This window comes from Microbacterium sp. NPDC089698 (genome assembly GCF_044749045.1).
Taxonomy (GTDB): Bacteria; Actinomycetota; Actinomycetes; order Actinomycetales; family Microbacteriaceae; genus Microbacterium.
On record NZ_JBIVHE010000001.1, the window covers coordinates 1,433,574 to 1,455,344 of the forward strand.

The following is a 21,771-nucleotide window of genomic DNA, read 5'->3' on the forward strand; positions in this document are numbered from 1 at the left end:
GTGTGGTCAGAGGGCGCGACCGGGACGGATCATGCCCTCCTGGGCGACGGTCGCGATGAGGCGGCCGGCGCGGTCGAAGAAGCGGCCGAGGCCGAGGCCGCGCCCGTCGGAGATGCCGGCCGACTCCTGCGCGTACAGGAGCCACTCGTCGGCGCGGGCCGGCGCGTGGAACCACATCGCGTGGTCGAGGCTCGCGGTCACGAGGCCCTCGTCCCGCCAGGGCAGGCCGAGCACCCGCAGCACCGGCTCGAGGATGGTGTAGTCGCACACGTACGCGATCGCGAGCTGGTGTGTGGCGGGGTCGTCGTCGAGAACCTCGAACGCGCGCACCCAGACCGCCTGATGCGGCACCCGCGCGCCCTCGATCCGCACGTACACGGGCCCGGGGACGTGCCGCATGTCGAAGCTGCGGTCGTGCGACCAGTAGTCGACGTCGGCGCCCTCGTGCCCGGCGAGCGCCTCGGCGCTGGACCGCAGGGTCTCCGGATCCGGGATCTCCGGCATCTCCGGCCCGTGCGCGGGGAACTCCTCCGGCACGTGGAAGGAGGCGGTCGCGAGGAACGCGAGCCTGCCGTGCTGGTGGCCGCGGACGTGCCTCGTGGAGAAGCCGCGTCCGTCGCGGAGGAGCTCCACCTCGTACCGCACCGGCTCCGCGATGTCGACGCCCCGCAGGAACGTCGAGTGCACCGAGTGCAGCACGCGGTCGTCGCCGACCGTGCGGATCGCCGCCGCGACGCTCTGCGCGACGGTGTCACCCCCGTAGGCCTTCGGCCACGGGACCGGCTGCGGCTGTGCCGCGAACGCGCGATCGGCGTGCTCCGGCGCGCACTCGGTGAGCGCGATCGCCCGGAGGAACGCGGCGGAGGTGCTCATGCGCGGCGGAAGCCCTCGAGCGCGGCGTCGTCGACCTCGTCGAGGTTGATGACGATGTTGTCCGGCGTCCGCGTCGTCAGCCACACGAGCTCCTCCGTGGTGGACATGTTCGCCTCGACGTGCGGCATGAACGGCGGCACGAAGACCCAGTCGCCCTCGGTCATGTCGAGGAACTCGGAGTAGTCCTCGCCGAAGTAGATGCGCCCCCTGCCCCGCAGCACGTAGCCGCCGGTCTCCGCCTCGCCGTGGTGGTGCGGCAGCGAGCGGTAGCCGGGCTCGTTGGACACCATGCCGAACCAGATCCTGGTGGCCTCGGTGTGCTGCGGCCCGACGCCGGAGACGCGGATGCATCCGCCGGAGGACATCGTCTGGGTGTCCTCCTCACCGCTGCGGGTGACCTGCGGGACGCGGTCCCAGCGCAGTTCGTTCTCGGTCATCGGAGCTCCTCTGCTCTGTCCGGTGCGCGCGGCCGCCCGCGGCGCGGCGAGGTCGGCCGCCTCGTCCTGGAAGTGTCACATGCGTGATCATCGTCACACAAGTGCAATATATCCAAAACTGTCGAACACGACGAAGATCCCTGACCGCACCATGCGGTGCGACCAGGGATCCCCCCGGGGCGATCAGCTCAGGACGGTCGAGACGAAGCGCTCGGCGGCGGGTTCGAGCCGTCGGTGCAATGCCGAGAACAGCCGCTCCGCCTCGACCCCGACCCACCCGTCCGGCAGGTACTGCAGCGGGATCCCGGGATCCAGATATGTCAGGCGCCGCCACTGCGTGATCGCGCCGACGTGCGCGGCGAAGGCCTCGCGATCGCTCAGCTCCCGGCTCACGAGCGGGCCGAAGCCGTCGACGAAGCCGCGGTACAGCGGTTCGAGGGCCGGCAGATCCCACCAGCGTCCGACCGCCTCCGCGGGATCGTCCCGCGACACCCGGTCGCCGAGGAAGAGCTCGACGTAGCGGTCGAGCTCCGCGCGGCGCAGCGCGGTGCGCGTCTCGTCCGCGATCAGGCCGGGGGCGATCCACAGACCGCCGCTGATCTGACCGAAGCCGAGCCGCTGCAGGAGCTTGCGCAACTGGTGGCGCAGCGGGCGCTCCCGCTCGGGAACGCTGAAGGAGGCGAGCAGCCACGGATCCGAGGGCTCGGCGCGCCGCTCCTCGAAGATGCGGTGGTCGCCCGCCGAGAACACGCCCTCGAGGGAGTCGGCGAGCCGGTACGCCGCCGCGCCGCCGGAGCGCACGCTGACCAGCACCCCGCGGCGCTTGAGCCGCGAGACGGCCGAGCGCACTCCCGGTGCATCGGCCCCGAGAGCCGCCAGCATCCGGATCAGGTCGGAGACCTGGATCACTCCCCCGTGGGCGCGCACGTAGCGGCCGAAGACGGTGATGATCAGGTGCTGCAGCCGCGCGGTGGAATCGGCCGTCGCGGCGCTCTCGCTCATGCGAGGAGCCTACTGACTCACGACGGGATGACCGCGACGCCCGGATGCTGCTCGAAGATGATCTGGGTCTGGGTCTGACCGAGGGCGGGGACGGATCCGAGGTGCGTGCGCAGGAAGTCCCTGAGTCCCGGAACGCTCTCGCAGGCGACGTGGATCACGAGATCGTGCACGCCGCCGATCAGGTAGACGCGCTGCACACCCGGGATCGTGCGCAGCCGAGCGGTGATGGCGGGCACCTGATCCCGTGCGTCCTCCTTGACCGCGACCATGATGAGCGCCTCGACGCCCGCGCCGGCCGCGACAGGGTCGAGTTCGGCGTGATATCCGCGGATCACCCCGGCCTCCTCGAGCGCGCGCACCCGCCCGTGGCAGGTCGAGCGGGGAAGGCCGACACGGGCGGCGAGCTCCTTGTTCGACAGCCGCCCGTCCCGGGTCAGCTCGTCGAGGATCCTCCGATCCGTCGGGGTGAGCCGGATCCCGTCCGCCATTGTGCCTCCTCAGGGAACACCGATCCGGTGATCCACCGCAGATCATCTCGATTCTCGGATATCTGTCGGAATCCTAGGCGCAGTATCGACGATTCGTCATCATGGAAGCTGAGTTCCGGATCCCGGCCGCCCGAGCCGGATCCCCGACCGAGGAGGATTCACGATGACGGACGCCGCGCCGATCACCCGCGAGCACTGCGAGGCAGCCGATCGGAACGATCCGCTCGCCGGGCTCCGCGCGCGTTTCGCCCTCCCCGAGGGCATCGTCTACCTCGATGGCAACTCGCTCGGGGCGCTCCCTCGCGATGCCGTCGCCCGCGCGGCCGACGTCGTGAGCCGGGAGTGGGGCGCGGATCTCATCGGCAGCTGGAACAAGAACCACTGGTTCGCCCTGCCCCTGCGGATCGGCGAGAAGATCGGCCGGCTCATCGGCGGCGGTGCGGGCGAGTGCGTCGCGACCGACACCACCTCGATCAACGTCTTCAAGGCCGTCTCGGCCGCGATCCGGCTGCAGCAGCAGGATGCACCGGCGCGCCGGGTCATCGTGTCGGAGCGCGAGAACTTCCCCACCGACCTCTACATCGTGGAGGGTCTGATGGCGCTGCTCGACCGCGGCTATGCGCTGCGGTTGATCGACGCTCCGGAAGACCTCGACGCCGCGCTCGACGAGGACGTCGCCGTCGTGCTGCTGACCCAGGTGAACTACCGCACCGGGCACCTCTGGGACATGGCCGAGGCGACGGGACGGATCCACGCCGCGGGCGCCCTGGCCGTCTGGGACCTCTGCCACTCGGTCGGCGCCGTGCCCGTGGCGGTCGCCGACGCGGGCGCCGACTTCGCGGTCGGCTGCACGTACAAGTACCTCAACGGCGGCCCTGGCTCCCCGGCCTTCTTCTGGGTGGCAGAGCGCCACCTCGACCGTGTCGAGACGCCGCTGACCGGCTGGTGGGGGCACGACCGCCCGTTCGCGATGACCGACTCCTACGCTCCGGCGCCGGGCGGGCGGCGCTTCCTCGTGGGCACCCAGCCGATCCTGTCGATGGCGACCATGGAGGTCGGCCTCGACATGCACCTCGAGGTCGACCAGGAGGCGCTGCGCCGCAAGTCGCTCGCGCTGACGACGCTCTTCATCCGTCTCGTGGAGACGCGCCTCGCGCACCACCCGCTCACCCTGATCACGCCGCGAGAGGATGCGCGGCGCGGCAGTCACGTCTCGTTCCGGCACCCCGAGGGCTACGCGGTCATGAAGGCGCTCATCGCGAACGGCGTGATCGGCGATTACCGCGAGCCCGAGGTGCTGCGCTTCGGAGTGACCCCGATGTATCTCGGCCACGCCGACATCTGGGACGCGGTGGAGACCCTGCGCCGTGTGCTGGACGAGGAGCTGTGGCGGGCGCCCGAGTTCCAGGAGCGCGACGCGGTCACCTGAGCCCGGGCCTGCCGGAGAGCGCCGCCCTGCCGGCGGGGCCGCCTACGCTGGGGGCATGACCGCCTCGACCGCTGCGCGCGCCCTCCTCGAAGACCTCGTCGACGAGTTCCTGCGCGACTATCCGCGCGGCGCGCGGCTGCTCGCGGTCGCGAGCCCCGTGGCGGCCCGTTCGGCGGCGTTCGCGGACGCCCTCGCCGACACTCTGCGCGCCCGCGGCGTCGCGGTGTCGGTCGCCCCGCAGGACGACCGCGACGAAGCGCGCCTGCGCACGGAGATCGTGGCCCCGTTCCGCGACGCGGGCGGCGACGCCGTGGTGATCGTGCCCGGCACGACCGCCCTGCTCGCGGAGCGCACCCGCGGACTGTGGCACTTCTCCCTCTGGCTCATCGACGGCGACGAGGTTCCGCACACCGCGGCGACCGCGCTGGTCGACGTGACGGATCCGGAGGCGCCGACGCGACGGCTCGCCGACTACTGCGCGGTCCCGCCGTCCTTCCTGACCTGAGCGGGCACCGGATCCCCTCGCACCCGGCAGGATCCGGTGCCGGATCCGCGCGTCCGCGCCTGTTCGCCACGACGGAGAACGGCGCCCGTGCTTTGTACGTCATGGCCATTTCGCGCCTCAGGCGCGCGAGTACGCTGGTGGCGTGACCGAACGCGCGCCTCTCTCCCGCAAACTCTCCGCCATCGCCGAGTCCGCCACGCTGAAGGTGGATGCCAAGGCCAAAGCCCTCAAGGCCGAGGGCAAGCCCGTCGTCTCGTACGCCGCGGGCGAGCCCGACTTCGCCACGCCGCAGTTCATCGTGGATGCGGCCGCCGAGGCTCTGGCGAACCCGGCGAACTACCGCTACACCCCCGCAGCCGGCCTGCCCGAGCTGCGCGAGGCGATCGCCGCGAAGACGCTGCGCGACTCCGGCCTCGAGGTCTCGCCGAGCCAGGTCATCGTCACGAACGGCGGCAAGCAGTCCGTCTACCAGGCGTTCCAGGCCGTGGTGAACCCGGGCGACGAGGTGCTCCTCCCGGCGCCGTACTGGACCACGTACCCTGAGGCGATCCGTCTCGCCGACGGCGTTCCGGTCGAGGTCTTCGCCGGCGCCGACCAGGAGTACAAGGTGACGGTCGACCAGCTCGAGGCCGCGCGCACCGTGCGCACCACGGTGCTCGTGTTCGTCTCGCCGTCCAACCCGACCGGATCCGTCTACTCCCCCGAGGAGACCGCCGCGATCGCCGCCTGGGCGCTCGAGCACGGGATCTGGATCATCTCCGACGAGATCTACCAGAACCTCACCTATGAGGGCGTGAAGGCGACCTCCGTCGTCGAGGCGCTCCCCGAGGTCGCCGGCCAGACCATCCTCGTCAACGGCGTCGCCAAGACGTATGCGATGACCGGCTGGCGCGTGGGCTGGATGGTCGGCCCCGCCGACGCGATCAAGATCGCCGGCAACCTGCAGTCGCACCTCACGAGCAACGTGAACAACGTCGCCCAGCGCGCCGCGATCGCAGCCCTCAACGGCCCGCAGACCGAGGCCGAGCAGTTCCGCGAGGCGTTCGACCGCCGCCGCAAGCTGATCGTCTCGGAGCTGTCCAAGATCGACGGCCTCGTGGTGCCGAACCCGACCGGCGCGTTCTACGTCTACCCCGACGTGCAGGGCCTGCTCGGCCGCACCTGGGGTGGCGTGACCCCCACCACCTCGCTCGAGCTCGCCGACCTCATCCTCGACCAGGCCGAGGTCGCCGTGGTCCCCGGAGAGGCGTTCGGCCCGTCCGGATACATCCGCATGTCCTACGCACTCGGCGACGACCAGCTGCTCGAGGGCGTGCAGCGCCTGCAGCGCCTGTTCGCCTCCTGACGCCCGCGCTCCATCTACGTCGACGCCCCCTCAGGCTGTCCACGCCCCTCCTGAATTCCGCAATTCAGAGGGGGCGTCGGCCGCCAGAGGGGGCGTCGACGTATCCGGCCGGGGAGCGGCGCGCCTCAGTCCTCGTAGCCGATGAGCCAGCGCACGCCGAAGCGGTCCACGAGGGTGCCGTCGTGCGCACCCCACGGTCGCTCCTGCAGCGGGTCGAGCACGCGGCCGCCGTCGCCGAGCTGCGCGAACCAGCGCGTGAGAGCCTCCGGATCCGCCGTGCCGAGGAGCGAGAAGAACATGCCGTTCATGTGCACGGCATCCTCGTCCGGCGCGGCGTCCGCGGCGGCGAGCTCGACCGGGCCGCGGACGAGCATGCCGTGCGCGATCGCGTCGCCCGGGCCGTCCGCCCTTCCGAACTCGGCGTAGGTGTGCATCGACACCTCGCCGCCGAAGATCGCCTGGTAGAACGGCAGCGCATCGGCGGCGGTCCCGGGGAACAGGAGGTAGGGCACGAGTCCGGTCATGCTGCGAGCGTACGCCCCGGAACCGGCCTCAGCCGAGCAGCAGGACGGCTCAGAGCTCGACGTCGACGAGCACCGGCTCCGGCTGCAGCAGCAGGCCGAACTCGGAGTGCACCCGGCTCTGGATGAACCGGGCGAGCTCGGCGATCTCCCCCGCCGTCGCGCCGCCGCGATTCGTGAGCGCGAGGGCGTGCTTCGTGGAGACGCCGGCGCGCGAACGCGGCAGCTTGAAGCCCTTGCCGATGCCGGCGTGCTCGATGAGCCAGGCGGCGCTCACCTTCACGTCACTCGGGGGCGTCTCTGGCTTGGGCGCCAGTCCGTAGTACGCATCGAGCGGGATCACCGTGACCGTGTCGAGGTCGGGCGTCACCGGCCAGCGCGGGCACTCGGAGGGCAGCGTTCGCGCCACCGCTTCGGAGACGATCGCGTTCTGGAAGAACGATCCGGCGCCGTGCGTATCGGGATCCGCCGGGTCGAACAGCATGCCCTTCGCGGCGCGGGTGGCCAGGATCCGCTCGCGCACCCAGGCGAGGGGCACCGGGTCGTCGCCGGTGAGCTGCAGGGCGCGGCGCAGCTGCTCGCCGCGCACGACCCGACCCGCATCTCCGGTCGCGGCGAGATCGAGAGTGACGGACAGGATCACAGCGCGGCGCTCCGCCACCGAGCCGTAGTGGTGCTTGAGCACCGATGTGCGGAAGCCGAGGCCGAGCTCGGACGCCGGCGTGACGACGACCTCGCCGGAGTGCTCGTCGAGCAGCTCCACCTCGACGAGGGTCTCCTGGATCTCCTGCCCGTAGGCGCCGATGTTCTGCACGGGGGCGGCGCCGACGGTGCCCGGGATCCCCGACATCGCCTCGATGCCGGCGTACCCGCGCTCGACCGCGTAGGCGACGAGCGCATCCCAGTCGTGCCCGGCCTGCGCGCGCAGCCGGATCCGGCCGGCGTGCGGGGACGGGAGCTCCTCGATGCCGCTCGTGCGGATCCGGATCACGGTGCCGTCGAACGGCGCATCCCCCGCGAAGAGGTTCGACCCTCCGCCCAGCACGAACCACTCGTCGCCGCTGGCCCACACCCCGCGGAGGGCGGAGACGAGCTCGTCCTCGGTCGCCGCGTCGATCATGCGCGCGGGCGCGGCGCCGGTCTGCAGCGTGGTCAGCTCGGCGAGGCGGATCGAGTCGATCTCCGCCATGTCAGAGCGAGTCCGCCGCGACGCGCAGCTGCGCCTTGACGAGCACGGTGGTGTCGGCGTGCTTGACCACGAGGTCGATCCGCACCGCGGTCTCGTCCATCGCGCCGACCTTGGCCGTGATCGCGACGTCGGCGCCGGCCTGCGGGTCCACCACGACCGGACGGGCGAAGCGCACGCCGTAGTCGAGGATCCGCGCGGTGCCGGGAAGGGCCGCGATCGCGACCGACGAGGCGACGCCCATCGTGAGCATGCCGTGCGCGAGCACGCCGGGCAGGCCCACCTCGGCGGCGACGTCGTCGCGGTAGTGGATCGGGTTGAAGTCGCCGGACGCCCCGGCGTAGCGCACGAGCGACTCGCGCGTGAGGTGCACGGTGCGCTCGGCGATGATGTCTCCGACGTTCACGCGGCGGCCTCCTCGTTCTCGGCAGGGGCATCGCTCACGAGCAGCACCGCCGTGGCCGTCACGACGTGCGCGCCGGCGGCGTCGCGGATCTCGGCATCGCTCGTGATCATCGCGGCGGGACCCATCGCACGGATCCCGGTGACGGTCAGCTGTGCGGTGAGCTCGTCACCGGCCACGATGGGGCGCGTGTAGGCGAAGCGCTGCTCGGCGTGGATCGTGCGGGACAGCACGATCCCGGAGTCCTCGAGGCCCAGCAGCTGCTGCAGCGTGAGGTCCTGGATGACCATCGCGAAGGTGGGCGGGGCGACGACGTCGGCGAAGCCGAGCGCCTGGGCCGCCGCGACATCGGTGTGCTGCGGGGCGTCGGCGAAAACGGCACGCGCGAACTCGCGCACCTTCTCGCGTCCGACGAGGTACGGGGCCGTCGGCGGGAACTCCCGGCCGACCAGTTCAGGATTCACGGGCACCCCTCGATCCTATCGAGCGCCGCCGATCGCGTGCCGAGCGGGCGCTCAGGCGCTGCGGGGCTTCCGTCCGCGGATCGCCTTCAGCGCCATCTGCACCGCGATGAAGGCCAGGTACACCGCGAACAGGATGTTGCCCACGAGCGGATTGATGAGCGTCGCGAGCCACGCGCCGAGGGCCGTGGTCGTGCAGGCGGAAAGGCCGACGAACGCCGCGGCGACCAGATCCACGTTGTGATTGCGCAGGTTGCCGATCGTGCCCGAGATCGCGGTGGGGATCATCATGAGCAGCGAGGTGCCCTTGGCGACGAGGTCGCTCGTTCCGAACGCCAGCATGAGCGCCGGCACGACCACGATCCCGCCGCCGACTCCGATGAGACCCGCGAGCACGCCCGTGAACAGGCCCAGGACGAGCAGCAGCGGCCCCGTCACCCAGGTCAGCTCGAGCACGGCGCCCCGGGACGGGATGACCAGGAACAGGCTCACGATCACGACGACCAGGAAGCCGACGAAGCACCAGCGCAGCGCGGTCTGCGAGATCCGCGGCAGCAGGCGGGTGCCGATCTGCGCGCCGACGACGGATCCGACCGCGAGGATCAGCGCCGGGATCCACGCCACCGAGTCATGGACCGCGTACGAGACGACGCCCACGAGTGCGGTCGGCACGATCGCGGCGAGCGAGGTGCCCGCACCGAGTCGCTGGTCGAAGGCGAGCAGCAGGACCAGCAGCGGGACGATGACCGTGCCGCCGCCGACGCCGAAGAGGCCCGAGAGGAGGCCCGCGGCGAGCCCGATCCCGATGAAGGACGCGTAGGCGCGCGGCCCCCGCATCCGCTCGACGGCACCCTCGCCCACGTTCACTCCTGTCCGCCGTTCCCGGCGGAGCAGCACCTTCCAGCGTAGTCGGGCCGGCGAGCCGTCCATCAGCTCCGCTCCGCCTCGCGACGATCTGCACACGGCGCGACGATCTGCACACGGATCCCTCGCCCGGCGTGTGCAGATCGTCGCAGGCTGTGCAGATCGTCACGGCCCTGCGAACATCAGTGCCCTTCGAACAGCGGCGGGCGCTTCTCCTGGAAGGCCGCGAAACCTTCGCGGTAGTCGTCCGTGTCGCAGAGGGCGGCCTGGGCCGCGTTCTCCTGGCGCATCGACGCCCACAGCCCCAGGCGCTCGTCGCGCAGGGCGGCGACGAGGCGCTTGCTCGCGACGAATGCGGCAGTCGCGCCGTGCGCCGCGCGGGCGGCCGCCGCGAGCGTGGCCTCGTGCACCATCTCGGGGAGCATCGCCTGGGAGAAGAGCCCCGCCGCGACCGCTTCGGATCCGCTCATCAGTCGACCGGAGTAGATGAGGTCGAGTGTGCGGTGCGCGCCGAGCCGCTCCACGAAGAGAGCGTGCCCGCCCGAGTCCAGCGTCGCGCCGAGCGCGGCGAACGGGGATCCGATCTTCGCGGTGTCGGCGACGTAGACCACGTCCGTCGCGATGAGCAGGCCGAGGCCGACACCGAGGCAGGCGCCCTGCGCGGCCGCGAAGGTCGGCGCAGGGAACGAGGACATGCGCTGCAGCACCGGCGTGACGATCCCGTCGAGGTAGCCCATCACGTCGTCGTCGCGCGGATCGACGCCCGAGATGTCGCGCCCGGCGCAGAACGCCCTGCCCTCGCCGGTCAGTACGAGCGAGCGCACCCCGGCGCGCTCCGCCTCGGCGTAGGCGTCTCCGAGGTCGCGCACGGCCTGCTCGTCGAGCGCGTTGAGCTTGTCGGGGTTGTTCAGCGTGATGTGCGCGACGGCGCCGTCGATCGCGAGGTCGATCATGGTTCCTCCTTGGTCCCTGAGTTTGTCCTTGGTCCCTGAGCTAGCTGACGTGGTCCCTGAGCCTCTCGAAGGGCGGCGGCGCTCAGACGTCGTAGTCGACGACGACGCGGTCCGTCGTGGGGTGGGACTGACAGGTGAGCACGTATCCGCGATCGAGCTCGTCCTGCTCGAGCGCGTAGTTCTCCGTCATCGTGACGGATCCGTCGACGAGGCGCGCCCGGCAGGTGCCGCACACGCCGCCCGCGCACGCGAACGGCACGTCGGGCCGCACGCGGAGCGCGGCGTTGAGGATCGACTCGTTCGCCGACACCGGGGTGTCCACGGATCCGGACTGGCCGTCCAGGGTGAACTCGATCGTGCGCACGGGCTCGTCCTCGCGCACCTCGATCGGGCGCCCGGCCTCGGGCCGCTCCTGTCCCGGCTCCCCCGTCGTGAACAGCTCGTAGCGCACGTGCGCCGACTCGACGCCGATGTCGGCGAGGGTGTCCCGGCACAGCTGCACGAGATCGAACGGCCCGCACAGGAACCACTCGTCGACCGTCGCGGGGAGCACGAGCGCATCGAGGATGCCGCGCAGGCGCTCCTCGTCGATGCGCCCCGACAGCAGCGGAGCCGAACGCTGCTCGCGGGTGAGCACGTGGTGCACCGCGAAGCGCGCCGGGTAGCGGTCCTTGAGGTCGGCGAGGTCGTCCAGGAACATCACATCGGTCGCCCGGCGGTTCGTGTACACGAGCGTGAACCGGCTGGAGTCGGAGCGCGCGAGCACCGTGGCGGCGAGCGCCATGAGCGGCGTGATGCCGGATCCCGCGGCGATGCCGACGACGTGCGCGTCGTCGAGGGCGGCGAGCGCCGAGGTGAACGTGCCCTGCGGGCTCATCACGTCGATCTTGTCGCCCGGGTGCAGCTCGCTCTGCGCCCAGGTCGAGAAGCGCCCGCCGCGGTCGCGCTTGATCGCGACGCTGATGGTCCCCGACCCCGTCGAAGCGTCCCGCGCCGGCGGTCGGCAGAGCGAGTACGAGCGCCGCACCTCGTGGCCGTCGAGCTCGGCGCGCAGGGCGACGTGCTGCCCGGCGAGGTACTCGAACTCCCCCGCGAGCTCCCCCGGCACGGCGAAGGTGACCTCGATCGCCTCGTCGGTGAGCGGTCGCACGTCCTGAACGTCGAGCGTGTGGAACCGGGTGCGCCGGCGCGGAGCCGCGGATGCCCCGCCGACCACGCTGTTCAGGAGCGCGCCGGCGACCTGTGCGGTCGCGGCCGCCTCCGCAGCGGGCGACGGCGCGTCGAGGTGCCAGAGTCTCTGGCCGCCGAGGGGATGCGTCATCAGATCACCTTGAAGTGGTCGAAGGGCTCGAGGCACGCGCGGCACTCGTAGAGCGCCTTGCACGATGTGGACCCGAAGCGGGAGAGCTCGCGGGTGTCCAGGGATCCGCAGCGCGGACAGCGCACGCCGAGCGAGATCCGCACGGGTCCCTGCGACTGGCGGAGGGCCGCGTGTCCGCTGGGCGGGGCGATGCCGTACTCGGTCAGCTTGCGCTTGCCCTCGTCGCTCATCCAGTCCGTCGTCCACGCGGGCGAGAGCACCAGGCGCACCTCGACCTCGCCGAAGCCCGCCCGGGTGAGGGCGAGCTCGACGTCGTCGCGGATCGCGTCCATCGCGGGGCAGCCGCTGTACGTCGGGGTGATGTCGACGCGGATCCGGTCGCCGTCGACCGTGACGTCGCGCAGCACTCCGAGATCCTCGATCGTCAGCACCGGGACCTCCGGATCCTTGACCGCGGCGGCCGCCGCCCAAGCGCGCTCGCGCAGCCCGGTCACCACGTCGCCCCCGGGTGACGGCGGGCGAGCACCTGCATCTCGGACAGCAGGTGACCGAGGCCGGTCGCGTGGGATCCGTGCCGTCCGCCACCGGCCGAGGCCGATCCGACGGGGGCATCCAGCTCCGCCTCGGCGAACACGGCGTCGATCACGGCGTCGAAGCCCGCCCGCAGCGAGGACGGCCGCACCGCCGCGTCGCCGAGGCGGTCGATGAGCGGGTCGTCGCGGAAGAGTTCAGCGGCGTAGGGCCAGACGTCCGCGAAGGCGCGGATGATCCTGGTGCGCGACTCCTCGGTGCCGCCGGCCAGGCGCAGCACCCATTGCACGGCGTGGTCGCGGTGATAGTCGACCTCCTTGACCGCCTTCTCGGCGATCGCGGCGATGGTCGCGTCGGTGCTGCCCCGCAGCGCGCGGTAGAGCTCGAGCATGTAGGTGCTCATGAGGAGCTGGCGCGCGATCGTCTGTGCGAAGTCGCCATTGGGCTGCTCCACGAGCCAGCAGCTGCGGAACTCGGCCTCGTCGCGGAAGTACGCGAGGTCGTCTTCGCTGCGCCCATCCCAGGATCCGGCATAGCGCAGGAACGATCGCGCGTGCCCGAGCAGGTCGAGGGCGATGTTACCGAGCGCGACGTCCTCCTCGAGCTCGGGGGCGTAGGTGATCCACGCGCCGAGCTGCTGCGAGAGGATCAGCGCGTCGTCGCCGAGCCAGAGCGCGTACTCCGCGATGTCGGCGGACGCCGCACGCTCCCCGGATCCGGCGAGCTCCGCGGCGAGCGCGAGCTCGTCGACCGAGACGTCGCCGTGCGGGTCGATCGCACCGTCCAGGTCGTGGGCACTCACAGGTGCGGCACCCCCTCGGAGGCCGTGTAGTACACGGCGTGGCGGTAGTTCTTGCCGGCGGGGCTCTCGAAGAACGCGCCCTTGTCGTCGGGGTCGCTGGTCGTGATCGCGTCGGCCGGGACGACCCACACCGACGTGCCCTCATTGCGCCGCGTGTACAGGTCGCGCGCGTTGCGCAGCGCCATGTCGGCGTCGGGGGCGTGCAGGGATCCGACGTGCACGTGGCTGAGGCCGCGATTCGCACGGACGAACACCTCGAACATGGGCCAGGTCTCCTCGAGGGAGGCTCCGGGGGTGGTCATGCCGCAACCTCCTGCCGAAGTGCCTGCTTGCGGGCGTACTCCGCGGCGGCCTCACGCACCCAGGCGCCCTCCGCGTGCGCGTCACGACGACGCTGCAGCCGCTCGGCATTGCACGGCCCGTTGCCGCGCACGACCTCGAAGAACTCGTCCCAGTCGATCTCGCCCATCGCGTACTGTCCGGTCTCCTCGTCGAGGCGGAGCTCCGGATCCGGCAGGGTCACGCCGAGGATCTCGGCCTGCGGCACGAGCATGCCCACGAACCGCTGGCGGAGGTCGTCGTTGGAGAAGCGCTTGATCTTCCACTGCATCGACTGCGCCGAGTTCGGGGACTGGTCATCCGGCGGGCCGAACATCGCGAGCGCCGGCCAGTACCAGCGGTTCACGGCGTCCTGCGCCATCGCGCGCTGCTCCTCGGAGCCCTGCATGAGCGTCAGCAGGATCTCGAACCCCTGACGCTGATGGAACGACTCCTCCTTGCAGATGCGCACCATCGCGCGCCCGTAGGGACCGTAGGAGGCGCGGCAGAGCGGCACCTGGTTGCAGATCGCGGCGCCGTCGACGAGCCACCCGATCGCACCCATGTCCGCCCAGGTCGGCGTCGGGTAGTTGAAGATCGAGGAGTACTTGGCCTTGCCGTCGATGAGCTGCTGCATCATCTGGTCGCGCGTGATGCCGAGCGTCTGCGCGGCCGAGTAGAGGTAGAGCCCGTGCCCCGCCTCGTCCTGCACCTTCGCCATGAGGATCGCCTTGCGCTTGAGGCTCGGCGCGCGGGTGATCCAGTTGCCCTCCGGCTGCATCCCGATGATCTCGGAGTGCGCGTGCTGGGAGATCTGGCGGATGAGCGTCTTGCGGTACGCCTCCGGCATCCAGTCGCGCGGCTCGATGCGCTGCTCGTTCTCGACGAGTTCGTCGAAGAGCGCCTGGGCGTCCGGATCCTCGGCCAAAGCCACGGGGGGAACAGTCATCGTCGACTCCTGAGTGAATTACCTACCGTTCGTACAGTAATTATGGCACACTCGTATCGTTCGCAGAAGGACGACCTTCGCGAACCGGCACCGCACCCGGATCCGCGCCGCTCAGTTCGAAGGAGAACAGATGACCGACCCCGTCGCCGACCTGCGCCCGATGATGCGGCGCGATCGCGCCTCCTCCGCCCTCGGCATGCGCGTGGAGGTGGACGAGCCGGGCCGCGCCGTGGTCTCGATGACCGTGCGCGAGGACATGCTGAACGGCTTCGACATCACGCACGGCGGGCTGGTCTTCGCCCTGGCCGACACGACCTTCGCGATCGTGTGCAACGAGGACGAGAAGGTCACGGTCGCCGCGGGCGCCGACATCACGTTCCTGAAGTCCACGCGCGCGGGCCAGGTGCTCACGGCCGCGGGTACGCGCCGCGCGCGCAACGGTCGTACGGGCCTCTACGACATCACCGTGACCGACGAGACGGGCGACATCGTCGCCGAGTTCCGCGGTCGCTCGATCACCACGAACCGCCCGTTCCCCGAGGAGAACTCATGACCGACACCGCCGTCGGCGCCGCGCACGACGACGCGGCCACCGCACTGACCCCCGACGAGCTGCGCGCCCTGCAGCTCGAGCGCCTGCAGTGGTCGGTGCATCATGCGTACGAGAACGTGCCGTTCTACCGCATCGCGTTCCAGCGGGCCGGGATCCACCCGGACGACATCCGCACCCTCGCCGACGTCGCACGCCTGCCGTTCACGACCAAGGACGACCTGCGCGAGTACTACCCCTTCGGAATGTTCGCCGTGCCGATGGCCGATGTGCGCCGCATCCACGCGTCCTCGGGCACGACCGGCCGCCCGACCGTGGTGGGCTACACCCAGACCGATCTCGACAACTGGGCCGATCTCATCGCGCGCTCGCTGCGCGCGGCCGGGGTGCAGCCCGGCTGGAAGGTGCACAACGCCTACGGCTACGGCCTGTTCACGGGCGGCCTGGGCGCGCACGCCGGCATCGAGCGCCTCGGCGCGACCGTGATCCCGATGTCGGGCGGGCAGACCGCCAAGCAGGTGCAGCTCATCCACGACTTCGAGCCCGACGCGATCATGTGCACCCCGACGTACCTCCTGACGATCGCCGATGCGCTCGAGCAGGCCGGGCTCGATCCCCGATCCACCTCGCTCAAGGTGGGTATCCTCGGCGCGGAGCCGTGGACCAACGAGATGCGCCACAAGATCGAGCAGCGCCTGAACATCGACGCCGTCGACATCTACGGGCTCAGCGAGGTCATGGGACCCGGTGTGGCGATGGAGGCCGCGGCCACGAAGGACGGCCCGCACATCTGGGAGGACCACTTCCTGCCCGAGATCATCGACCCCGCCACCGGCGAGCCGGTGCCGGACGGCGAGCCGGGCGAACTCGTGTTCACCTCGCTCACGAAGCAGGCGTTCCCGGTGATCCGCTACCGCACCAGGGACCTCACCCGACTGCTGCCCGGATCCGCCTACCCGGCGATGCGGCGGATGGAGAAGATCACCGGCCGCGACGACGACATGATCATCCTGCGCGGCGTGAACCTGTTCCCGACGCAGATCGAGGAGATCGCGCTCGGCATCGAGACGCTCACCCCGCACTTCGTCCTGGAGCTCACCCGGCAGGGCCACCTCGACGCGCTGAAGGTGCGGATCGAGCGGCACCCCGACATCGACGCGGCGAGCGCCGTCGCCGCGGCCGAGGTGCTGAAGCTGCGGATCAAGACGTCGATCGGGACGTCGGTGGACGTGCAGGTCGAGGAGCCGGGATCCCTCCCCCGCAGCGAGGGCAAGTACAAGCGTCTCTACGACCTGCGCTGACCGTCCCAGCCGGTCGTTGAGCGAGCGAACCCCTCCCGCGGTCGTCGAGCGAGCGGAGCGAGACGAAACGCGGTGCCCTCGCGGGAGCGCCGCGTTTCGTCTCGGTCGGCTCCGCCGTCCTCGCTCAACGACCCCGGGGGCGGGACGCGCGCCGCGAGGCCGCGCTCCAGCCTCGGATCGCGTCCAGACCGCCCTCGATGAAAGCTGCCCGCTTCGCGTGACTCCACCCCTGGATCCGCTTCTCCCAGGCGAAGGCCTCGTCGACGCGCTCGAATTCGGCGTGCCACACCAGCGTCACAGGCCGGCGCCTGCGGGTGTACACGGCGCCTTCACCGGCGGTGTGCTGCTCCAGCCGGCGCTCCAGGTCGTTCGTGCTGCCGGCGTAGAAAGTGCCGTCGCTGCACCTCAGGATGTACGCGTAGCCGGTCATGCCGTGAAGATAGCCCAACCCTCGGACGTTCTCCCCGCCCCCGGGGTCGTTGAGCGAGCGAAGCGAGACGAAACGCGGTGCCCTCGTGAGAGCACCTCGTTTCGTCTCGGTCGGCTCCGCCGTCCTCGCTCAACGACCCCGGGGAAGAATCCGACTGCGCCGTCCTCGCTCAACGACCGGGGGCGCTGTGCGGGTCAGGCCGGGGCCAGCTCCTTCTCCACAAGCGTCAGGACGTCGTAGGTCGCCACGATCTCGTCGCGCTGATTGTGGATCACGGCGTCCCAGCGCACCTCGCCGTACTCGTCGGTCTCGCGCGGGATGATCTGCTTGGCGGTGAGGGTCACCCTGATGGCGTCACCGGGCTTCACCGGCGTCACGAACCGCAGGTTCTCCAGCCCGTAGTTGGCGAGCACCGGTCCCGGCTCCGGCGAGACGAAGAGCCCGGCCGCCCACGACACCAGCAGGTAGCCGTGCGCGACCCTCCCGCCGAAGAACGGGTTCGCCTCGGCGGCCTCCTCGTCCATGTGCGCGTAGAAGGTGTCGCCCGTGGAGTACGCGAACGCCTCGATGTCCTCGAGCGAGAGCTCGCGCAGGCCGGACTCCACCTGATCTCCGAGGCGCAGCTCCGCGAGCGACTTGCGGAACGGGTGCACGGCACGGTCGGTACCGGCGCCGGTGTGCCAGACGCCCGTGATCGCGGTGAGGATCTCCGGGGTGCCCTGGATCGCGGTGCGCTGCATGAAGTGCATGACCGCGCGGATCCCGCCGAGCTCCTCGCCACCGCCCGCGCGCCCGGGGCCTCCGTGCACGAGGTGTGGCACGGGGGAGCCGTGCCCGGTCGAGGTCTTCGCGTCGTCGCGGTTCAGGAACAGGACGCGGCCGTTGTACGCGGCGATGCGCGTGAGCAGCTCGGTCGCGACCTCGGGATCCTTCGTGGCGACGCTCGTCACCAGGGATCCGCCGCCGCGCCCGACGAGCTCCGCGGCTTCGGCGACGGTCGAGTATCCGAGCACGCTCGAGACCGGACCGAAGGCCTCGATCTCGTGCACCGCGGGCGCGGTCGTGTCCGCGAAGCCGACGAGCATCGGCGCGACGAAGGCGCCCTCCGGCGCGGGCCCGGTCGTGCCGTCGGCGCGGACGACCTCCGGGGCATCGACGGTGCCGAGGAGCAGCTCGCCACCCGCCTCACGAAGCGCCGCGACCTGGCGCAGCACTTCGTCGCGCTGCGCGGTCGAGACGAGCGGTCCCATCGTGACGGACTCCGCGTGCGGGTCGCCGATCACGACGCGCTCGGCGATCTTCGCCTGCAGCGCCGCGACGAGGGGGTCGACGAGCGGCGCCGGCACGATCGCGCGACGGATCGCGGTGCACTTCTGCCCCGCCTTCGTGGTGAGCTCGATCATGAGCTGCTTCACGTAGGCGTCGAACTCCGGGGTGTCGGGCGTCGCGTCGGGGCCGAGCACGGAGGCGTTGATCGAGTCGGTCTCGCTCGTGAAGCGCACGCCGTCGGCGGTCTGCGCGCGCAGTCCCGCCGCGGTCGAGGCGCTGCCGGTGAAGGCGACGAGGTCGCCGAGGCGGAGCAGGTCGAAGATCCCGGGGAGGGATCCGCTGACCAGTTGCAGGGATCCGTCCGGCAGCAGTCCCGAGTCGACGAGGATCCGCACCCACGCCTCCGCGATGTAGCCGGTCGGGGTCGCGGGCTTCACGATCGAGGGCACGCCGGCGAGGAACGCCGGGGCGAACTTCTCGAGCGCTCCCCACATCGGGAAGTTGAAGGCGTTGATCTGCACGGCGACCCCGGGAAGACGCGTATAGACATGGCGGCCGAGGAAGGATCCGTCCTTCGAGAGGGGCTCGACGGGGCCGTCCAGGAGGACCCTCGCGTTCGGCAGCTCGCGGCGCCCCTTGGACGAGTACGTGAAGAGCACGCCGATCCCGCCGTCGACGTCGGCGTAGGAGTCGCGGACCGTGGATCCGCTGCGCTTGGAGAGCTCGTACAGCTCCTCCTTGTGCGCCGTCAGCACCACGGCCATCTGCTTGAGCAGCATCGCCCGCTGGTGGAACGTCAGCGCGCCGAGGCTCTGCTGGCCGACGGTGCGCGCGTAGGCGACCGCGCCCGCGAGGTCGATGCCCGTGGAGTCGACCCGGACGATCTCCTCCCCCGTCGATGCGTCTCGCACGACGGTCCCGCCCTCGGAGGGCGAGGTCCACCAGGCTCCCTGCAGGTAGCTGGGCAGCAGCTCGGTCGTCATCCTTCGCTCCATTCGTAGAATCCGCGGCCGGTCTTGCGGCCCAGGTGTCCATCCGCGACCAGGTCGCGCAGCAGCTGCGGCGGCGCGAACCGCGCGCCGAGCTTGGTCTCCAGCTCCTCGGCGATCCCGAGGCGCACGTCGAGTCCGACGATGTCGGTCGTGCGCAGCGGACCCGTCGGATGCCGGTAGCCGAGCTCCATCGCCGCATCGATGTCTGCGGCGGTCGCGACGCCCTCCTCGAGCATCCGGATCGCCTCCAGCGCGATCGCGACGCCGAGCCGGCTGGAGGCGAAGCCCGGCGCGTCGGCGACCACGACCGCGGTCTTGCCGAGCGCCGCGACCCAGCCCCGAGCGTCGTCGACGAGCTCCTGGTTGGTGGAGGCGCCGACGACGACCTCGACGAGCGCCGAGGCGGGGACCGGGTTGAAGAAGTGCAGGCCGAGGAAGCGCTCGGGGTGTGCGAGCTCCGCGCCGAGGTCGTCGATCGAGATCGAGGACGTGTTCGAGGCGACCGCAGCGCCCCGCGCGACCGCCGCCTCGATCCGGAGCAGGCTCTCGACCTTGAGCGCCCTGTCCTCGGGCACGGCTTCGACGACCAGCCCGGCGTCCGCGAACACCGCCGCATCCGTGCTCGTCTCGAGTGCGACTTCGAGCGCCGCGATCGTGCGGTCGGTGCTGCCGCGCTCGACCGAGCGCTGCAGGCTCGAGCGGATCCGCTCCCCCGCCGCGGCCGCCGCGACCTCGTCGCGCTCGACGACGACGACCTGGGATCCGGCGAGCAGGAAGGCGTGCGCGATGCCCGCACCCATGCGTCCGCCGCCGAGGACGCCCACGCGTACCGGCACGGCGGGCGCCGCCGGCGCCGCGTCTCGTCCCGTCTGCGGCTCGCTCGACGGCCGGGATGCGCTCATCGGCGGTTCCTCCGTTCCAGGAAGGCGGTCATCCGCCGGTGCTTCTCGGTGCTCTCGAACAGCTCCGCCTGCAGCTCGAGCTCGATCTCGGGATGCGCGTCGGCCGGCGCGAGGAGCGCCGTCTTGGTGTGCCGGGTGGCGAGGGGGTCGTTGGCCGCGATGCGGTCGGCGATCGCATGCGCCGCGGCCAGCAGGTCGTCCGGTTCGTGCAGCGACGAGAGCAGCCCCCAGTCGAGCGCCTCCGCAGCGCTCAGCTGACGTCCGGTGAACAGCAGCTCGGCCGCTCGCGCCTCCCCGACGATCTGCGGCAGGCGCCAGGTCGCCCCGGCCGCGGCGATGATGCCGAGCCCGGTCTCCGGGTTGCCGATGCGCGTGGCGGGCGTGCCGATGCGGATGTCCGCGGCGTAGGCGAGCTCGGCGCCACCGCCGAGGGCGTAGCCGTCGATCGCGGCGATCACCGGCATGGGCAGGCGGCGGATGCGGCGGAACGCGGTCGTGTTGATCCCGGCCCGCGCGTCCTGCGCACGGCGGTCGCGCAGCTGCGCGATGTCGGCGCCGGAGGCGAAGACCCCGCCGGATCCGATCAGGATCAGGATCCGCGGATCCTCCTCGAGCTCGGCGCACAGCGCGTGCAGCTCGTCGATCATCGCCTGATCGATCGCGTTGCGGGTCTCCGGCCGGTCCAGAGTCGCGGTGACGCGGTCCTCGGCGCGCTCGATGCGCAGGCGGCGGGCCGTCGACGCCTCGGCCATCACACCCGCTCCACGATCATCGCGGTGCCCTGACCGACGCCGACGCACATGGTCGCCAGGCCGTAGCGGGCGCCCTCGCGCTCCATCCGGCCGAGCAGGGTGATCAGGATCCGGCTGCCGCTCGAGCCGAGCGGGTGGCCGAGCGCGATGGCGCCGCCGTCCGCGTTCACGATGTCGGGGTCGAGCCCGAGCCGTCGCATCGAGGCGAGCGACTGCGTCGCGAAGGCCTCGTTCAGCTCGACCGCGCCGAGGTCTGCCACGGTGAGCCCCGCCTTCGCGAGCGCCTTCTCGGTCGCCGGCACGGGTCCCAGCCCCATGATCTCGGGGGCGAGCGCGGCCGAGGCGGACGCCACGATGCGCGCCCGCGGCGTGAGCCCGTGCCGTTCGACCGCCGCGGATCCGGCGACGACGATCGCCGAGGCTCCGTCGTTGAGCGAGGAGGAGTTGCCCGCGGTGACGACGCCGCCGCCCGCGACCACGGGACGCAGCCCCGCGAGGACCTCGAGCGTGGTGTCGCGGCGCGGTCCCTCGTCGGTGTCGACGAGCCCGCCGCGCGGGGTCGGCACGGCCACGATCTCGGGGGCGAGGCGGCCGGCGTCGATCGCGGCGATGGCCCGCTCGTGGCTGCGCAGCGCGAATGCGTCGGCGTCCTCGCGCGTGATGCCGTCGAGACGAGCGACTTCCTCGGCGGTCTCGGGCATCGAGAACGTGGCCTTGTCGCGGGCGGCGAGACGCGGGTTCGTGAACCGCCAGCCGATCGAGGTGTCGAAGGCCTCTCCCGGTTTCGCCCATGCCCGCTCGGGCTTGGCCTGCACCCAGGGGGCGCGCGTCATCGATTCGACGCCGCCCGCGATCATCACGTCGGCGTCGCCGGCGCGGATCGCCTGCGCCGCGAGCGCGACGGCGGACATCCCCGAGGCGCACAGGCGGTTGACGGTCAGCGCGGGCAGCGCATCGGGGAAGCCGGCGAGCAGCACGGCCATGCGGGCGACGTTGCGGTTGTCCTCCCCCGCCTGGTTCGCGGATCCGAGGATCACCTCGTCGAAGGCGTCATCGGGAACGCCCGCACGCTGCGCGGCCTCCCGGATGACGAGCGCGGCCAGATCGTCGGGGCGGACCGCGGCGAGGGCGCCGCCGTAGCGTCCGACCGGCGTGCGCGCACCGCCGATGAGATAGGCCTCCGACAT

The 21,771-nt window shown here is 71.4% G+C and carries 25 protein-coding genes; 5 read left to right on the top strand and 20 right to left on the bottom strand.

Going from position 1 to position 21,771, the window contains the following annotated elements:
- Positions 1–6 precede the first annotated feature (6 nt).
- The 4 genes from ACIPY5_RS06650 to ACIPY5_RS06665 all read right to left on the bottom strand — a co-directional run bounded on the left by ACIPY5_RS06650 (position 7) and on the right by ACIPY5_RS06665 (position 2,800).
- A complete protein-coding gene (locus ACIPY5_RS06650; protein WP_400968187.1) occupies positions 7–873 on the bottom strand; it encodes an acyl-CoA thioesterase in 867 nt (288 codons plus the stop codon).
- Entirely contained in the window at positions 870–1,310 is a 441-nt protein-coding gene (locus tag ACIPY5_RS06655; protein WP_309339261.1) for a cupin domain-containing protein, read from the bottom strand. The genes ACIPY5_RS06650 and ACIPY5_RS06655 overlap by 4 nt, the downstream gene beginning before the upstream one ends.
- Positions 1,311–1,493: 183 nt before the next feature.
- Positions 1,494–2,312 carry a PaaX family transcriptional regulator C-terminal domain-containing protein gene (locus ACIPY5_RS06660; RefSeq protein WP_400968191.1) on the bottom strand — a complete coding sequence of 273 codons (819 nt, stop codon included), beginning with the start codon at positions 2,310–2,312 and terminating at the stop codon, positions 1,494–1,496.
- A gap of 17 nt (positions 2,313–2,329) precedes the next feature.
- Entirely contained in the window at positions 2,330–2,800 is a 471-nt protein-coding gene (locus ACIPY5_RS06665) for an Lrp/AsnC family transcriptional regulator (RefSeq protein ID WP_400968194.1), read from the bottom strand.
- A gap of 163 nt (positions 2,801–2,963) precedes the next feature.
- On the opposite strand from ACIPY5_RS06665, the gene kynU reads away from it, so the two are divergent.
- The 3 genes from kynU (at position 2,964) to ACIPY5_RS06680 (ending at position 6,079) form a co-directional block, all read left to right on the top strand.
- Positions 2,964–4,229 (top strand): kynureninase, encoded by a 1,266-nt coding sequence (gene kynU / locus ACIPY5_RS06670; protein ID WP_400968197.1) that lies wholly within the window; start codon positions 2,964–2,966, stop codon positions 4,227–4,229.
- Positions 4,230–4,284: 55 nt separating this feature from the next.
- The gene (locus ACIPY5_RS06675) at positions 4,285–4,734 is read left to right on the top strand and encodes a hypothetical protein (RefSeq protein WP_400968200.1); all 450 of its coding nucleotides are present in this window, start codon (positions 4,285–4,287) and stop codon (positions 4,732–4,734) included.
- Positions 4,735–4,876: 142 nt separating this feature from the next.
- On the top strand, positions 4,877–6,079 hold the full coding sequence (locus tag ACIPY5_RS06680) for a pyridoxal phosphate-dependent aminotransferase (protein ID WP_400968203.1): 1,203 nt from the start codon (positions 4,877–4,879) through the stop codon (positions 6,077–6,079).
- 125 nt (positions 6,080–6,204) lie between these two features.
- Here the strand turns inward: ACIPY5_RS06680 and ACIPY5_RS06685 are convergent, their stop codons facing one another.
- The 11 genes from ACIPY5_RS06685 to paaA form a co-directional block, all read right to left on the bottom strand.
- Complete coding sequence (locus ACIPY5_RS06685; RefSeq protein WP_400968205.1) at positions 6,205–6,603, bottom strand: VOC family protein; 399 nt, start codon at positions 6,601–6,603, stop codon at positions 6,205–6,207.
- A gap of 49 nt (positions 6,604–6,652) precedes the next feature.
- A complete protein-coding gene (locus ACIPY5_RS06690) occupies positions 6,653–7,789 on the bottom strand; it encodes a UDP-N-acetylmuramate dehydrogenase (protein WP_400968208.1) in 1,137 nt (378 codons plus the stop codon).
- 1 nt (position 7,790) lies between these two features.
- A complete protein-coding gene (locus tag ACIPY5_RS06695) occupies positions 7,791–8,192 on the bottom strand; it encodes a MaoC/PaaZ C-terminal domain-containing protein (protein ID WP_309339282.1) in 402 nt (133 codons plus the stop codon).
- On the bottom strand, positions 8,189–8,659 hold the full coding sequence (locus ACIPY5_RS06700; protein ID WP_400968212.1) for a MaoC family dehydratase N-terminal domain-containing protein: 471 nt from the start codon (positions 8,657–8,659) through the stop codon (positions 8,189–8,191). The genes ACIPY5_RS06695 and ACIPY5_RS06700 overlap by 4 nt, the downstream gene beginning before the upstream one ends.
- 45 nt (positions 8,660–8,704) lie before the next feature.
- Positions 8,705–9,487, bottom strand: coding sequence for a sulfite exporter TauE/SafE family protein (locus tag ACIPY5_RS06705; RefSeq protein ID WP_396652873.1), 783 nt, complete (start codon positions 9,485–9,487; stop codon positions 8,705–8,707).
- Between the two features lie 209 nt (positions 9,488–9,696).
- Positions 9,697–10,467 carry an enoyl-CoA hydratase/isomerase family protein gene (locus ACIPY5_RS06710; protein WP_400968215.1) on the bottom strand — a complete coding sequence of 257 codons (771 nt, stop codon included), beginning with the start codon at positions 10,465–10,467 and terminating at the stop codon, positions 9,697–9,699.
- An 82-nt stretch (positions 10,468–10,549) separates the two neighbouring features.
- Positions 10,550–11,788: a 1,2-phenylacetyl-CoA epoxidase subunit PaaE gene (gene paaE / locus ACIPY5_RS06715; RefSeq protein ID WP_400968218.1), complete on the bottom strand. Its 1,239-nt coding sequence runs from the start codon at positions 11,786–11,788 to the stop codon at positions 10,550–10,552.
- Entirely contained in the window at positions 11,788–12,282 is a 495-nt protein-coding gene (gene paaD / locus ACIPY5_RS06720) for a 1,2-phenylacetyl-CoA epoxidase subunit PaaD (RefSeq protein WP_400968221.1), read from the bottom strand. Before paaD ends, paaE begins: the two co-directional genes overlap by 1 nt.
- The gene (paaC, locus tag ACIPY5_RS06725) at positions 12,279–13,121 is read right to left on the bottom strand and encodes a 1,2-phenylacetyl-CoA epoxidase subunit PaaC (RefSeq protein ID WP_400968224.1); all 843 of its coding nucleotides are present in this window, start codon (positions 13,119–13,121) and stop codon (positions 12,279–12,281) included. The genes paaD and paaC overlap by 4 nt, the downstream gene beginning before the upstream one ends.
- On the bottom strand, positions 13,118–13,423 hold the full coding sequence (gene paaB, locus ACIPY5_RS06730) for a 1,2-phenylacetyl-CoA epoxidase subunit PaaB (RefSeq protein WP_400968226.1): 306 nt from the start codon (positions 13,421–13,423) through the stop codon (positions 13,118–13,120). The genes paaC and paaB overlap by 4 nt, the downstream gene beginning before the upstream one ends.
- A complete protein-coding gene (paaA, locus tag ACIPY5_RS06735; RefSeq protein ID WP_400968229.1) occupies positions 13,420–14,388 on the bottom strand; it encodes a 1,2-phenylacetyl-CoA epoxidase subunit PaaA in 969 nt (322 codons plus the stop codon). The genes paaB and paaA overlap by 4 nt, the downstream gene beginning before the upstream one ends.
- A gap of 130 nt (positions 14,389–14,518) precedes the next feature.
- Between paaA and paaI the strand changes: the two genes are divergently transcribed.
- Together paaI and paaK are read left to right on the top strand one after the other, a co-directional pair.
- The gene (gene paaI, locus ACIPY5_RS06740; protein WP_292716867.1) at positions 14,519–14,941 is read left to right on the top strand and encodes a hydroxyphenylacetyl-CoA thioesterase PaaI; all 423 of its coding nucleotides are present in this window, start codon (positions 14,519–14,521) and stop codon (positions 14,939–14,941) included.
- Positions 14,938–16,239 (top strand): phenylacetate--CoA ligase PaaK, encoded by a 1,302-nt coding sequence (gene paaK / locus ACIPY5_RS06745; protein WP_400968232.1) that lies wholly within the window; start codon positions 14,938–14,940, stop codon positions 16,237–16,239. Before paaI ends, paaK begins: the two co-directional genes overlap by 4 nt.
- Before the next feature lie 124 nt (positions 16,240–16,363).
- Here paaK and ACIPY5_RS06750 read toward each other — a convergent pair whose 3' ends face one another.
- The 5 genes from ACIPY5_RS06750 to ACIPY5_RS06770 all read right to left on the bottom strand — a co-directional run bounded on the left by ACIPY5_RS06750 (position 16,364) and on the right by ACIPY5_RS06770 (position 21,771).
- Entirely contained in the window at positions 16,364–16,669 is a 306-nt protein-coding gene (locus ACIPY5_RS06750) for a GIY-YIG nuclease family protein (RefSeq protein ID WP_400968235.1), read from the bottom strand.
- A gap of 194 nt (positions 16,670–16,863) precedes the next feature.
- The gene (gene paaZ / locus ACIPY5_RS06755) at positions 16,864–18,921 is read right to left on the bottom strand and encodes a phenylacetic acid degradation bifunctional protein PaaZ (protein WP_400968237.1); all 2,058 of its coding nucleotides are present in this window, start codon (positions 18,919–18,921) and stop codon (positions 16,864–16,866) included.
- Positions 18,918–19,832: a 3-hydroxyacyl-CoA dehydrogenase family protein gene (locus ACIPY5_RS06760; RefSeq protein WP_400968240.1), complete on the bottom strand. Its 915-nt coding sequence runs from the start codon at positions 19,830–19,832 to the stop codon at positions 18,918–18,920. Before ACIPY5_RS06760 ends, paaZ begins: the two co-directional genes overlap by 4 nt.
- Positions 19,829–20,584: an enoyl-CoA hydratase/isomerase family protein gene (locus ACIPY5_RS06765; protein WP_400968243.1), complete on the bottom strand. Its 756-nt coding sequence runs from the start codon at positions 20,582–20,584 to the stop codon at positions 19,829–19,831. The genes ACIPY5_RS06760 and ACIPY5_RS06765 overlap by 4 nt, the downstream gene beginning before the upstream one ends.
- Positions 20,584–21,771: a thiolase family protein gene (locus ACIPY5_RS06770; RefSeq protein WP_400968246.1), complete on the bottom strand. Its 1,188-nt coding sequence runs from the start codon at positions 21,769–21,771 to the stop codon at positions 20,584–20,586. Before ACIPY5_RS06770 ends, ACIPY5_RS06765 begins: the two co-directional genes overlap by 1 nt.